At 46.4% G+C, this 13,656-nt stretch carries 11 protein-coding genes; 1 reads left to right on the forward strand and 10 read right to left on the reverse strand.

The genetic code is table 11. The annotated features are described in order from the left end of the window. Positions 1-127: 127 nt before the first annotated feature. From MHH25_RS30470 to MHH25_RS30505, 8 genes are all read right to left on the reverse strand, one after another. On the reverse strand, positions 128-1,309 hold the full coding sequence (locus tag MHH25_RS30470; RefSeq protein WP_340018819.1) for a GIY-YIG nuclease family protein: 1,182 nt from the start codon (positions 1,307-1,309) through the stop codon (positions 128-130). Next, a complete protein-coding gene (locus MHH25_RS30475; protein ID WP_340018820.1) occupies positions 1,310-3,394 on the reverse strand; it encodes a DEAD/DEAH box helicase in 2,085 nt (694 codons plus the stop codon). It lies immediately after the preceding gene. A 4-nt stretch (positions 3,395-3,398) separates the two neighbouring features. Next, a complete protein-coding gene (locus tag MHH25_RS30480) occupies positions 3,399-6,167 on the reverse strand; it encodes a DNA methyltransferase (RefSeq protein WP_340018821.1) in 2,769 nt (922 codons plus the stop codon). Between the two features lie 143 nt (positions 6,168-6,310). Then, positions 6,311-6,790 (reverse strand): 23S rRNA (pseudouridine(1915)-N(3))-methyltransferase RlmH, encoded by a 480-nt coding sequence (gene rlmH, locus MHH25_RS30485; RefSeq protein WP_076320177.1) that lies wholly within the window; start codon positions 6,788-6,790, stop codon positions 6,311-6,313. A gap of 496 nt (positions 6,791-7,286) precedes the next feature. Then, on the reverse strand, positions 7,287-7,454 hold the full coding sequence (locus MHH25_RS30490; protein WP_017691462.1) for a CxxH/CxxC protein: 168 nt from the start codon (positions 7,452-7,454) through the stop codon (positions 7,287-7,289). A gap of 206 nt (positions 7,455-7,660) precedes the next feature. Continuing rightward, positions 7,661-8,632: an MBL fold metallo-hydrolase gene (locus tag MHH25_RS30495; RefSeq protein WP_340018822.1), complete on the reverse strand. Its 972-nt coding sequence runs from the start codon at positions 8,630-8,632 to the stop codon at positions 7,661-7,663. A gap of 375 nt (positions 8,633-9,007) precedes the next feature. Continuing rightward, a complete protein-coding gene (locus MHH25_RS30500; protein WP_338707425.1) occupies positions 9,008-9,532 on the reverse strand; it encodes a hypothetical protein in 525 nt (174 codons plus the stop codon). A 299-nt stretch (positions 9,533-9,831) separates the two neighbouring features. Next, positions 9,832-11,109, reverse strand: a complete 1,278-nt coding sequence (locus MHH25_RS30505) for a trypsin-like peptidase domain-containing protein (protein WP_076329301.1) — start codon at positions 11,107-11,109, stop codon at positions 9,832-9,834. A 716-nt stretch (positions 11,110-11,825) separates the two neighbouring features. On the opposite strand from MHH25_RS30505, the gene MHH25_RS30510 reads away from it, so the two are divergent. Beyond that, complete coding sequence (locus MHH25_RS30510; protein WP_340018823.1) at positions 11,826-12,038, forward strand: hypothetical protein; 213 nt, start codon at positions 11,826-11,828, stop codon at positions 12,036-12,038. On the opposite strand, the gene MHH25_RS30515 is transcribed toward MHH25_RS30510, so the two are convergent. Both MHH25_RS30515 and yycI read right to left on the reverse strand, forming a co-directional pair. Further along, the gene (locus MHH25_RS30515; protein ID WP_340018824.1) at positions 12,007-12,813 is read right to left on the reverse strand and encodes an MBL fold metallo-hydrolase; all 807 of its coding nucleotides are present in this window, start codon (positions 12,811-12,813) and stop codon (positions 12,007-12,009) included. The two genes, MHH25_RS30510 and MHH25_RS30515, sit on opposite strands and share 32 nt — an antisense overlap. Before the next feature lie 6 nt (positions 12,814-12,819). Further along, positions 12,820-13,563: a two-component system regulatory protein YycI gene (yycI, locus tag MHH25_RS30520; protein WP_047841111.1), complete on the reverse strand. Its 744-nt coding sequence runs from the start codon at positions 13,561-13,563 to the stop codon at positions 12,820-12,822. Positions 13,564-13,656 lie beyond the last annotated feature (93 nt).

Consider the following 13,656-nt stretch of genomic DNA (forward strand, 5'->3'; position numbering starts at 1 on the left):
TTATCCTGCAAAATCCAGTGACGGCGACTTACCTCACATAAGATTATTTGGGTCGATTGGTTTGATTATAGAATGCCTTTGAGAACATGGGGCTATATGTCTCATAAATTAACGTACGGAACTTCTATTACAAACGTTCGACCAAACTGGCGGTCTTAGGATCATATACCATATTGATAATGGAGCCATCCTGAATACGACCTACCGCTTCGTCGATTACATCTAGTGGTACGAGAAACCATTCTTTCGGACGTACAGGACGGCCAAAGCGGTCATGAATAGTAATGTTAAGCTGAGCGGGTGAGAAGAGACGGTGGAAAATCCCCTCTAACTTCGTGCGATTGACACTAGATAGTTTGTAGCTTGCTACAACTTCTACATCCGCCAACAGGTAAGTAGCATCATGCATTGCATTGGCTACGCGAGTTTCAACTTTACCCCCGGTCACACCAATCTTATGAATTAGCTCACGATGTTCCGCAACAAAAGGATGATCCGATAAGCTTCGAAGCACGTAGATGGTTCCACTTAGAAGGTCGTCGTCTCCCCAATCTGCGCTAAACAACCCTCCACGGATTGGATCAGTCAATCGACGTCCAGCCTCGTCTTTGTACAACGCACGCTGTAAGGATCTTAGCAGGAGATTGCTTTCGGTACCATTAGAATAGATGACTCTAAGTCGTGCATCAACATGACCATTAGGAGCCCTAAATTCCTCCCCCCTCTCAACCACGTATACAAGTTGTCCCCCCAAGATAAAGAAGTTCCCTGTATTAATGCTCGCATCCTTACCGAATGGACGCGTCTGTCGATCTCCGGATTTAAGTTCCCTCTCAACCTGTTCAAACAGCGGTTGGAATTGAGCAAAATCTTTACATTTCTCACGATTCGCAATTTCCTCGGCGGCTCGTACTTCGACTTGAGAGCGAACATGGCGTAACTCTGTAATGTCTGAAGTAGCAAGGAACCCTTCTAATTCAGCAAGGAGCTCATCATCGTCTAATGTGGTTACTGGATCGATCTGTATAGTCTCTTGCTCACTTAGCAATCCGTGGCTATCTAGCGATGCAAGAAGAGCTCGACACTCCTCCTGTACACGCAGTCGGTCAAGCCGCACTGCATATAGTTTCTCAAAAATTTCATTCTCTTCACCATGTTGAGGGATGCGACCATACTTTTTGACAAATTGCTGGATTTCTTCAAAACCTGCAATGATGCGCTCTTCACGTGGCGTGTAAGAGCGTACCTTTGTTACTTCATACCCCACACCAAGTTCCCGGAGAAGATCATCATCAGAAAGGTTAGACATTTATATTCCCCCTCCGCTACCTTGAGCGGCCTTCTGCTGCGCGGAATAGCGCTGTAAGGCAGCAACTCCTTCAGCCATTCGCTTTTCCCACGGATCTTGTGAGTTTATATCCGGCAGTCGTCCCCGCTCTTTTTTGAATTGAACAGCCCGTTCAGTAAGTACTCGTGCTTCTTCATAAGGTATACTTACGCGCTTTGCCGCAATGACAGCTGCAACTTGTTTTAGGCTATCCTCACTTAATGCCTTGGATAGAATTGCATACGCTTCGCTGAATGGATTAATACGGTCGATGAGATCGATGTCCAGTTCACGAACGTCCATTACGAACTTTCGAACCCCATCGATAAGTGCAGTGTTGGTAATAGGCCCATCGCTGCCCGCAGTGTTCTTCGTCGCTGTCTGCTTTGATTGTTGTGTTAAGTTAAGAGCGGCAATGGCGTGCTGACGAATCGCTTCCTGATCCTCAGTGTCAAGCTCTGGATACTTTTCCTTAATGATTTTGCCCATACGAACCTGCGTCAACTCTTCCGGCACCATTTCCTCATCAAACAAGCCCCGCTCGATAATGTTTTTATCCTGAACGAATGTCGCAATGACTTCATTTAGGTCTTCTCGGCATATGCGTGTAGCCTCCTCGCTCTTCGGCTCGAAGAGACCTTTGATTTCAATCTGCATTTGTCCTGTTTCATGGTTAAAGCCTACATTGCACTTTTCTGGATCGTAGCCCTCATCCCCATAGTCGAATCCTTCAATCGGGCCACCTTCTGCATTTTTCGATTTGAACTCGAAGCGGGGTGAAAGGACCTGTTCCATGAGTAGGCTGGCAGCAATAGCTTTCAGGGTATCGTTCACTGCCTCAGTTACCGCCTCCTCGGAAGCATCTGGCTCAGCAATTAGATTGGTGAAACGAGCACGAGTTTTACCCGGAGCGTCACGGGTAGCCCGGCCGATGATCTGCACAATCTCAGTAAGGCTCGCTCGATAGCCAACTGTTAGCGCATGTTCACACCATATCCAGTCGAACCCCTCCTTCGCCATGCCAAGAGCGATGATGATATCCACATGATCGCGATTATTCTTATGAACAGGATCTTTCAATGCAGTTGATACCCGGTCACGTTTAGTTGGATCGTCATCTACCAGGTCGGCAATTTTAAGAATTCTACCTTCTGACGTCTTAACTAACTGAAAGCCCGTTACAGGGTCAGTGCCTTGCCATTCCCCCAACTCTTCAATGATGTGCTCAACTTCTCTGATCTTATCCTTTGTACTCTCGCGAGAGTTAACATTCGGGATGTGGATGATTGTTTTCTCAGATGATTCTAGCACTTTAAGAATGTCATCTGTGTATGAACCAGAGTAGAAGTAATAACAGATGTCGAGCTGTTTCAGATATTCATAGCCATTAAGCTGCTCATAATACGTGTAAGTGACCGTATCGAACTTTGACTCATCTTGCGGAGCTAGAACCGCCTCAGCATCGCCACGGAAATAGGAACCCGTCATTGCAACAATATGTACACGATCGCGAGCGATAAATTGACCAAGATACTGACCCAATTTATTTTCCGGATTCGCAGAGACATGATGGAATTCATCCACCGCAATCAGCCGATTATCAAACGCCTCTACTCCATAAGCATCGACCGCGAATCGGAAGGTAGCGTGTGTACAAACTAAGACTTTATCGTTACTCTCAAGGAACGCACCAACTGATTTAACCTTGCCCCCATTGTCCGAGCCAGGGGCATTACATAGGTTCCATTTGGGCTTCACGACCCAATCGGACCAAAAACCATACTGGCTTAGTAGTTCGTTATTAAAGCTAGCGCCGATAGACTTTTCGGGTACAACAATGATGGTCTGCCTGAGTCCTTGATTCTGAAGCTTGTCAAGGGCAATGAACATCAACGCTCGGCTCTTTCCAGAGGCTGGTGGAGATTTTATAAGTAAGTACTGTTCGCCCCGCCGCTCGTATACACGTTCCTGCATTACACGCATTCCCAATTCATTAGCCTTAGTTGAGCTCCCTTTACGGGCATAAGATAACGAAATAGTAGGTATTATTTTGTTCTCCTTATTCATCTATCTAGCTCCTCTTCTTGCTTTTTCTATTGGATGTTGTCATCTTAGTGTATAACTCAAACAACTTCTCTAGCCGTTCGGTATCATTACGAAAACGGCGACCGATGTAAATACGCTCTAATACTTCATCATTGCGTTCATGCGCGGCTAGAAGATCAGCTGGCATATTATTAGGATCATAAAGATCTGCGATAGTGGCGGGGAAGTGAGCCTCCCGTGCCAATAATATATCTTCTGCACAACGGGTAAGATCAGCTTTGTTTTTTTCAGTAAGAACCGGAACAGGAAATGTATTCCATCCAAGCGTATTTGAGTAGGAGAAATCTGTTCGAAGTCTAACACAAACGGTACCAATCCAAACCCAGTGTATGCGAGAGGCAATCAGTGCAATATGCCAAAGCGGAGCATCGTACAGAGCAAAATTTCGGTCCCCGATAATTGTTCCACCCCTGACCAAACCTACTGGCAAGAAATTTCTATTTTCGGAGCTTACACGAGGAACTACTATTGTGTAGTTACTAGATCGGTGACGCACTTCGCCAAACCGATGGGGTGTGCTTGCTGACTGACGAGTTTGTGCCTTCGTACTGGATAGTCGCATATTTGTAACTGCATTGAGACGAGAAGTTATTTCCTCAATCTCCATCACTTGATCAACATTATCATCATTTATCCATAAACAATATCTTTGTTTACCGTTGATAAACTCTTCAGAATTTAAAAATTCATAGATAAATGGCTGCGCATCAGAAGACTTAGAAAGAAGCTTCTCCTTCTCAGAAAAGTTAAGAAAAAGATTACCACCATCAACTGGTTTGCTTCCAAAATCCATTTCTGAAAGGCCCGCTAAGGGCTTTGAGGCTTTATCAACTATGACATTGCTCCCAGCTACTAAGTAGGCGTTAATCAGCTCTGTCTCTTTAGCAATTGTTTTTCCTCCATCGCCTACAGTAAATAAACGTCGCGTCTTTCCTGGATGATTAGAGATGCCTACAATCACTACTGTCACGCCAGCATTGTGACTGGCAAGATTCGCCCATTTGAATGAGGTATGTGCAAAGGCAATTTCATGTCCCGTTTCGAAAATCAATGGCCATAAAATAGGCACCTGCTGGCCTTGACAAATCGAATTGGTCGTCACAAAAGCCGCCGAAGCATTAGTTTGTTTTCCGTACTCGGCAGCTTTCATAAACCAAGCTGAAACATAATCAAGTGATTTCCAGTTCCTGGTCTTTGTCCCGAAAACCGATTGTATATCTGACTTCTGTTGTGCAGATTGATAGGTCGATCCAAGATAAGGCGGGTTTCCACAAATATACGTTTCGCCACCTTCATTTTCGAAGTCAATTTTTGCTTGCTCCAATAGCTCGCCTCTAAGATCTTCATTTTGAAAATCTTTACTTTTTCCATCGGGCGGCCAGATGTTAAGCCAATCCAATTGCAGGGCATTACCACGGGTGATCCAATTCTCCGCCGAGAGAGGTAAAAAATCGGCAAGAGCCAGTGTTAGCCCGCGATAAAGCACGTTACATTGGTATTCAGCAATAATGAGAGCAAGGCGGGCAATCTCTGCTGAAAAGTCTTTTAGTTCAATTCCACGAAAATTTGTCAACGGTATGTCGGTCTCACGCCCAATTTCACCGCGTCGTTCATTAATTATATTTTCAATTTCTCGCATCTGCTTATATGCAATGACCAAGAAGTTGCCTGAGCCACAAGCTGGATCAAAAACTCTAATTTTTGACAAGCGCTTTCGTAGGTTGAGCAACATTCGAGGATTGTAACCCACCATTTCAAGCTGTGATCTTAAGTCATCCAAAAACAACGGATTAAGTACCTTAAGAATATTAGGTACACTTGTATAATGCATGCCGAGTGCGCCACGTTCCTCATCGTCCGCTACGGCCTGAATCATAGATCCGAAAATATCAGGATTAATCTTAGTCCAGTCTAGCTTACCAATGTGCAAAAGATAAGAGCGTGCAATTTTACTAAACTTTGGAACAGCCACACTACCCGAAAAAAGTCCACCATTCACATAAGGGAACGCATCAGCCCAGCGTGGTAATTTTGCTTCTATGCGACCAGAATCTTTAGTATTCATCGCCCGAAAAATCAAACTAATTATCTCATGTGTATTCGAGGCGTCATGCACACTCATTTGCTCGACGGTGTCAGTGAAAAGACGCAACCTGCTGAAAATACCGGTATCCTCAGCAAAAAAGCAGAAGATGAGTCGCGCCATGAAATGGTTCATCTCGTGACGCCGTTCGGTTGTCCCCCAACCCGGATTGTCTTTCAATAACTCTACATAGAGCCGATTTAACCGACTCGTTGCCCGGATGTCGAAAGAACTGTCGCGTACTTGCTTAACGGTTGTAATCCCTGCAAGTGGCAAAAAGAAACCAAAATGATCAGGGAAATTCTTGAATTCACAAACGATTGGCGGTTCCTCTGACTCCAAGTCTTCTGCTTCAAAGTACATCCCGTCAGTAGCAAGGATGAATCGTGCTTTAGCTTTAGCCGTAGCACGACTTTCTCTCAAGGCAGCAAGAGTTTTTGCTACTTCTCCAGGTTGGGAGACTGCAATATGAATATTATTCGTTTGCAAGACTCCGCCTATGTCGGACTTGTTCGATTCACCAGAACGCAAACGTCTGATTGTCGTCTCCTTATTCCCAAAAGCCCGAAGAAATGCGAATGGAAAATCCTCCTTATCAAGAGGCTGAGTCGCTAGTTCTGTTACAGCTACTTCGATTTCAACTGGATTCATGACCCTTCTCCTTCTGATTCCACTCTATTTCTAGTAGAACTTATTATTTCTTGATTTCCAAATTAGAAACCTTTATTATCACGCATTCCCGTTGCTTCAATACAAGATACTTTCAATAAATTTAATGGAAGGATTATCCGCAGTTACTTGTGGTACGGTTCACCGCGATTTATCTTCACAGCGCGATAAATCTGCTCCACCAGCACCAGCCGCATAAGCTGATGCGGCAGGGTCATGCGCCCGAAGCTCAAGCGCTGCTTCGCGCGGCGCAACACCTCATCGGAGAGCCCATGGCTTCCTCCGATGACAAACACGACATGGCTCGTCCCATACGTGCCGAGCTTGTCGATCTCCAATGCCAGCTCCTCGGAACTCCAGAGCTGGCCATCCAACGCGAGCGCGACAACATGCGCCTCGCTCTTCACATGCGCGAGGATGCGTTCGCCCTCGCGCTCTTTTACCGCCCGAACCTCAGCTTCGCTCAGGGTATCGGGCGCCTTTTCGTCTGCGACCTCGATCATCTGAAACTTGATGTACGGGGAGAGCCGCTTGGCATATTCCTGAATGCCCAGCGTCAAATATTTTTCCTTTAATTTGCCTACGCCAATAATCTGAATAAACATGAAAACTCATTCCTCCTAAATTGTCTTGCGAGATATTCTATAAGTAAGATGCTTCATTGCATCGTTCGTTCCAACTGTATTATACCTATACTACACATTTCTCCAAATTCTAACGAATCCCACACACCTTATTCAGCCCCATTTCGGCTACTTTAAAATCTAACGAATCTGAAACACGCTATTTCGCATCAAACGAGTACTCCCCACCTCTTTCGAAGCCTTTTCAGTAATATAACGTGTCTACGATTCGTTAGATTTCAACCAGGCGGTTTCTACCCCAAATAAGACGTCTCCGGTTCGTTATAGCGACTTGGCCGGTCCACACCCACGTCCCTACCCACATCGCTGTTACCCAACGGCACTTTCCCCCATAAACACAAAAAGAGCGCTCATCACGCTCTCCTTGGCTTCTTGCTGTGATGTTCATACCGGATGGAAAGTCAGCCAGAAGCGCCACCTAAAGTCACGCCTCCGGCCATCTAAGTCCTACAGTACGCTAAACGACGAGGAATTCCGCGTGCTGTTCGCACTCGGCGCATTTCGCAGGCGGGTCCCAGTCGGCAAATTCCGTCTCCTTCAGATCAACGATATCTGGAGCGTCCTCATACTCATCGACAAACATGTCGATGGCAATGTCCACGTGTTCTTTGCATACAACGTACATCCGTTAAGCATCCTTTCTGTAACCAGCTATGTTCCCGATTCACAACCGCGTATCCCATTACAGGATAGCCACTTCTCAGTTCTATCACACCTGCCGCCGAAAAGAAACCCCTACACGCCTAATGACAGCAAAAACATCCCTCCCACTTAACAGGATAAGGATGTTTGCCTTTTACTTATACCGTTTCTAGAAGTCCATCGTTATACTTAAGGCCAAGAAATTTCGCCTTTAATTACCTGAGCGCTCGTCTCCAGATCGCCTGTATTCTTAAAGTCCGGATATGCTTTTTCCATGGTTGCAATCAGTTCTTTAGAATCTTTGGCTGTCTCTGCCTCTGCTTCAAATTTAGCAATATAATCACGAGTGAATGTAACACTCGATATATCCCCGGCACTGGTACCCAGGTAATGACCTGGAATCACTCGCTCTGGATTCAATGCAATAATTTGGTCTAGCAGTTGGCGCCAGTAATCACGGCTCTCTGGCGTTTGGTTATCTGCAATCCAGACATGCGAATTTTCGTAGACAGGAACGCCACCCAGAACAGTTTTAATGGAAGGAATCCACAGGAACGTATGGGACGGATCGGAACCATCTAGACCGATAATCTCTACGGTTTCTCCATCTACGGTCAATTGAGCACCCTCAAGGACGTTCGGAACAATCTGTGCAGTTGGTGCATTTTCTTTCAAAATCGGATTCCAATATTCATTCTTCACTTGAATTGTTTCCTTGATTCCTTCCACCGTTGCTGGAGTCGCAACGATTTTTGCATCAGGGAACGCCTCACGGATCACCGATAGACCGAAGTAGTAGTCCGGGTCCTTGTGGCTGATATATACGGTGGTCAGTTTTTTACCCGTATCTTTAATCATTTTGACCAATTGCTCGGCATCATTCTTTTGGAACTGCGCATCAACAAGCACGACTTCAGTTGGACCTTCAATCAGGTTTGATGAAACGCCAAAAATGCTGTTTTCCCCAGGATTATAGGTAGTCACTTTCAGCTCCACCGCTGGTGTGTTTGTTTCCTCGCTCTTTGTATTTCCAGCACTAGCAGCATTGGATGAAGAGTCTTCCGCATTTTCGGTTTTACTTGCTGTACCCGCACAAGCACTCAGAATTAACATGAAACATAGAACGAGCATAACGCCCATTGATGATTTTTTAATAAACATTTAATTGATCTCCCTCTCTTTATGTCGCTGCCATTCATCCATATCAATGCATTTAGCAGCCAATTCCGTTGATTTTTTAAACCATCCTATAGTCTGGTTGTACAATTGCTTCGACTGAATCCCCCTTCAAATCATTATATGTAACTAATACAGTTACAACTTATATAATGTAATGATTATAGTTACAACTAACTGCGAATGTCAAGTTATTTGTTCAAAAAATCTACTTCTAATAACTTTTCCGCTACTCAAAAACTTTATAAAAACAACAAAAAGACCAACCAGAATTTTCTGATTGGTCCCCCATTTAACTTCCCCTAACCCTGTAATACGCTTTATTCCACAGATTCAGACTCTTCATGTCCAATACTAATTTTACTTCAATCCCGACTGCGCCTTCGTCAACAGCTTTCCGCCTTGAAAAGCAATAACCGCATTGGCACCATTGCCGGCTGTGCCTTTATAGTTGTACACCACCATGTTCTCCGCTTCACTCAGCGCTTCACCTTCGCCGCCGAGGATCTCGATGACATCTCCCACCGACATGCCAACCTCAAGCTTCTCATACTGGGCAAAGGTAATCAGCACCCCGTCGCCTTTCCCGGCCGATCCGTTGTTTCCCGATGTTACAGGCGTTTGACCACCAGCCTCACCTACCGCAATCACACTTGTACTCAACTCATTCAACTTGGTCTCAAGTGCTGCGATCTTTTGCTCCTGCTCAACGCTCTTGGCTCCCTGCTCCACCAGTTTCTTCTCAAGCCCTGCAATCTTCTCTTGCAGAGCACTTGTATCTACAGATGCTCCTGTCGTAGCTACCTCAGATCCACAGGCGGACAGCATAAACAGGGACAGCGCCAAGCTCGTTCCCCCAAGCATCTTTTTCCTCAAATGTTTCATCAAAAATACCCCTTCCATTCTGAAATAAAAATATGATCGACAAACAGATGTTATTGCATCAGCGACCGTCTCCAACATATTGACAACAGTTTACCACAGCCCTAGTCTTATGTATCTGCTCCTTTGGCTCCGGGTCTAACTGATCATGAGAATATAAAATGGTTGATCTACTCATTTACTGTCGAACGAGCACATCCACTCATAATAACTAAAAAAGAGTGGTCAGTTAATCTGATCACTCTTCTAGCATTCCCTATTTCAATCCACGCAACAGTATGGGCTCGCACGTTGATCTTCCCTTACTCCGGTTTATCCGTCAGCTTCACCGATACTTTCTCCACTTTGCCATCCCGGTAGAAGGTCACTTCAATCGTGTCCCCAATCTTCTTCGAATCGTACAGATATTTCCGCAGATCCAGCGTGGAGGTAATTTTTTGCCCGTCAAACTCCGTAATGACATCATTCAGCTTCATACCTGCTTCAGATGCCGGACCGGATGCTTCCAGCACAACCACGCCGCTGTCCACGTGAGAGGGCAACTTCAGATCTTTACGTTGCTCGTCATCCAGTGGTGCATAAGGGTTGCTCAGATCTACCGTGTACACGCCCAGGTATGGACGAGATACTTTGCCGTTCAGTAGCAGGGAATCTACCGTTTTCATCACTTCGTTCATCGGAATCGCGAAGCCAAGACCTTCAACGCCCGTATCCGAGATTTTCATCGTGTTGATGCCGACCACTTTGCCGTTCAAATCGACCAATGCACCGCCGCTATTACCTTCATTAATCGCCGCATCCGTCTGGATTACGTTTTGCTCCCAGTCGTACACTCCGTCCTGATTAATAGATACAGGCAGAATGCGATCCGTGTAACTGACAATACCGGATGTCAGCGTACCGCCCAGACCAAGCGGGTTCCCGATTGCCAACACCGTTTGACCCCGCTGAAGTTTGCTGGAATCACCAATCTCCGCGACTGCACCTAGCCCTTTATCTTCTGCGGATAATACAGCAATGTCACTTACACGGTCTTTACCGACCAGCTTTGCCTTATGTGTCTCCCCATCTACGGTCACAATCTCCAGATCACTCGCACCCTCCACAACGTGGTGGTTGGTCATAATATAAGCCTTGCCATCTTCCTTCTTGAAAATGACCCCTGAGCCCAGCGCCGAATCTTCCATCGATAGACTGCTACCCGTTTTATGGTTCACAATGCTCACCACGGAAGGACGAACATGGGCTGCTGCCTGGATAATCCGGTCGTATGGATCAGCTGCCTGCGCTGTCTGTGCACCGCCTCCACCACCATTACCTGTAGCATTAGCCAGCGGTAACGAAGCGGGCTGTGTGATGAAGCTAAACAGCATGACGGTCACGATGGAGCTGATCACTGAGCTAATCACAGCTACCTTCACTGTGGAACTGATTCCTGTACGCGATCTACGCGGATTGCTCCAGCGGTCACGTCCACGTGCTCTGCCTCCAGGGCGGATGATCTGAAGTTTGCCTTTCTGTTCAGGTTCGGCGCGTCTTGATACTTTGGTTGAATAAAAATCGTCTCCAAACAATCCCATCGTGATCCTCTCCCCTTCGTTGTCACGCATCAAGACCCTGACTGCCGCCTAAGTTGTCGCATGGATCAACGATGGAGTTCTCACATACACCACTCCGCCAACAGATGAACCTTCCGATCGCTGTTACTCACAAATTTTTTTGATCCCCTCTTCCAAGGTGAAAATTTGTTCCTAAAGGCGAACACTCTGTTTCTTCAGGTTTCTTCTGTCGTCTTCGTTACGTGAAGACTCCAACGGTTTCCCATGCTTTTTTGCAATTTTAAAAAATGGTCTTGCATATCGCCGCATCCCGGCATCAAATCAAGATACAGCGTCTATGTACAACAGAACGGACACGCCATTCTGTCAGTGACTCTATCAATCATGCTCTCGCATTCTATGACATGCCATTTCACACACAAAACAGCCAAAATCACAATGCTCCTCATATACTAAACACGTCAAATCACAAAAAGTTGCATATTTACGAAAATTAAAGCAAATTTCCGCTATAACGCGCTTAACAATAAAGGTCCATAGTATCTATCACCACAAAATCCGGTCCGCTAAGCGCCATTTTTGCAAATTTGAAGAACTTTTTCACCCCTGCATAGTCACAGGTTCAGCATACACGTCTCATCACACAAATGTTAGCGGCAAAAAGAGGAATGTTTTCCATCAAGCCTGACTACAATAATAGTAAAAGACAATTCGAAGCTTCATAGAGGAGGATATATATGGATCGCACACGTACACTCACAGCCATGGATGAAGTTCATATGGCGGCCAAGCTGGCCGATCTCAAGGAAGAACACTATCGAAATACCCTTGCACTCAGCACCATCATTGAACTACTTATTGATAAAGGCATCCTAACCCGCGAGGAAGTCGAGCGCAAAGCCGCCGAACTGGACAGCTTTATGACTCACCCACCCTATCCCATGGCGTAGGACGGTCGTAATACGTATCACAGAGTTTGAACTCATGGTCCCGATAAAAGCATCCACGGCTCTCCATCGCGTCGCGCACCGACATTTTTGCCAAGTCCATCATATTATGATCTCGGCTAAGATGTGCCAGATACGTGCGCTTGATGCGTCCGTTCATCAGTTCACTAAGCGCTGCCCCTGCCGCTTCGTTCGACAAATGCCCAATGTCACTCAAAATCCGGCGCTTGGTGTTCCATGGATAACGCCCCATACGCAGCAATTCGACATCATGATTCGCCTCCAGCACCAGCACGTCAGAATCAGAGATGGCATCGCGAACCTTGTCGCTCATGTACCCAAGATCGGTTGCAACAGACAGCTTCTCCGTACCATCATCGAATGTGTAGCCTACCGGCTCAGCCGCATCATGCGAGATCCCGAAGGATTCCACGCGCAGTGACCCAAAATCATGCTTTTCACCCGTCTCAAATACCCTCCGGTTTTCCTCTGGAATCGCCCCAACCGACTTCTCCAGTGCCGCCCACGTATTCAGATTCGCGTAGATTGGTAAATTATATTTCCGAGACATCGCGCCTAGTCCTTTAATGTGATCGGAATGTTCATGTGTAACCAGAATCCCGTCCAATTCTGCCCCAGAAATCTCCCTTTCCTGAAACAGTGCATCCAATCGCTTCGCACTAAGACCCGCGTCAATCATGAGAGAGGTACCCCCATGTTGTATGACTGTGGCATTACCTGTCGAACCGCTGGATAACACGGTAAAATATATCCCCATAACGCATTACTCCCCTGGTTTGTCTGTCTTGGGACTGAATACATCCCCACTGATGCCCTGCACATACAACACTTCGCCACTTTCCAGCACGAACCGCCATGCCGGCATCGCTACCTGTATATCTGAATTGAACAACTGGCCGTAATAGCCCAGCTGAATATCTTTGACAATTGCATCATTTGGCAAAAAGTTCTCGATCAGCGTTCCCAGCGCCTTCGACGCCGGAAGCACCTGCTGATCGCTCTCCTCTGCGGTTGTAATCCGCACTGGAGTTTGACGGTAACCCGTTATTTTCTGGTCGCTGTAGAATAGCTCCAGACTCACATTGAAGAGCGGCCATTTGCCATCGACCAGCGGGTGAAGCACAAAAGCCCCATCCTCAGCCATCAGCTGATCCAGCCGGTATGTCCCGATCTGTGGAATCTCACGCTCTAATGCATCTTCCAGCTCGCTCTGAGAGAAGATCAACTTGCTATCTACAGGCTGTTCCAGTTCCATATCCACGCCAGCCCTGTCCTCTTCAATGAACTCATAGGACAACTTGGGCAGCTTCGGCGTTTCATTTGGAATCGGAGCCAGCACCTGAATGCCCTTCTCTTCCATCGCCTGCTGTGTATTATCTGCCAGTGAGGTGAAGTCCAGATTGGCTCCGGCCGTCTCTCGCGCATCCATCCAGATCTGGTATCCCAGCACCAGATTGAGCAGCAGAAAGGCATAGATCAACACATTTTTCGCCCGTCCCCAATCCAAAACATTCACCTCCGTCCAATTTGATAAAAGCAACTAATATCACACTGGCCCACTCCGCGGTCAGAACAACCTTCCGATCGCTGTTATCCCCAG

Source organism: Paenibacillus sp. FSL H3-0457, assembly GCF_037981725.1.
In the GTDB taxonomy this organism is placed as follows: Bacteria; Bacillota; Bacilli; order Paenibacillales; family Paenibacillaceae; genus Paenibacillus; species Paenibacillus amylolyticus.

Excerpts from the sequence above, each read along its gene's own strand:
- MHH25_RS30470 (WP_340018819.1), bottom strand. The coding sequence starts at position 1,309 with ATGTCTAACCTTTCTGATGATGATCTTCTCCGGGAACTTGGTGTGGGG.
- MHH25_RS30475 (WP_340018820.1), bottom strand. The coding sequence starts at position 3,394 with ATGAATAAGGAGAACAAAATAATACCTACTATTTCGTTATCTTATGCC.
- MHH25_RS30480 (WP_340018821.1), bottom strand. The coding sequence starts at position 6,167 with ATGAATCCAGTTGAAATCGAAGTAGCTGTAACAGAACTAGCGACTCAG.
- rlmH (WP_076320177.1), bottom strand. The coding sequence starts at position 6,790 with ATGTTTATTCAGATTATTGGCGTAGGCAAATTAAAGGAAAAATATTTG.
- MHH25_RS30490 (WP_017691462.1), bottom strand. The coding sequence starts at position 7,454 with ATGTACGTTGTATGCAAAGAACACGTGGACATTGCCATCGACATGTTT.
- MHH25_RS30495 (WP_340018822.1), bottom strand. The coding sequence starts at position 8,632 with ATGTTTATTAAAAAATCATCAATGGGCGTTATGCTCGTTCTATGTTTC.
- MHH25_RS30500 (WP_338707425.1), bottom strand. The coding sequence starts at position 9,532 with ATGAAACATTTGAGGAAAAAGATGCTTGGGGGAACGAGCTTGGCGCTG.
- MHH25_RS30505 (WP_076329301.1), bottom strand. The coding sequence starts at position 11,109 with ATGGGATTGTTTGGAGACGATTTTTATTCAACCAAAGTATCAAGACGC.
- MHH25_RS30510 (WP_340018823.1), top strand. The coding sequence starts at position 11,826 with ATGGATCGCACACGTACACTCACAGCCATGGATGAAGTTCATATGGCG.
- MHH25_RS30515 (WP_340018824.1), bottom strand. The coding sequence starts at position 12,813 with ATGGGGATATATTTTACCGTGTTATCCAGCGGTTCGACAGGTAATGCC.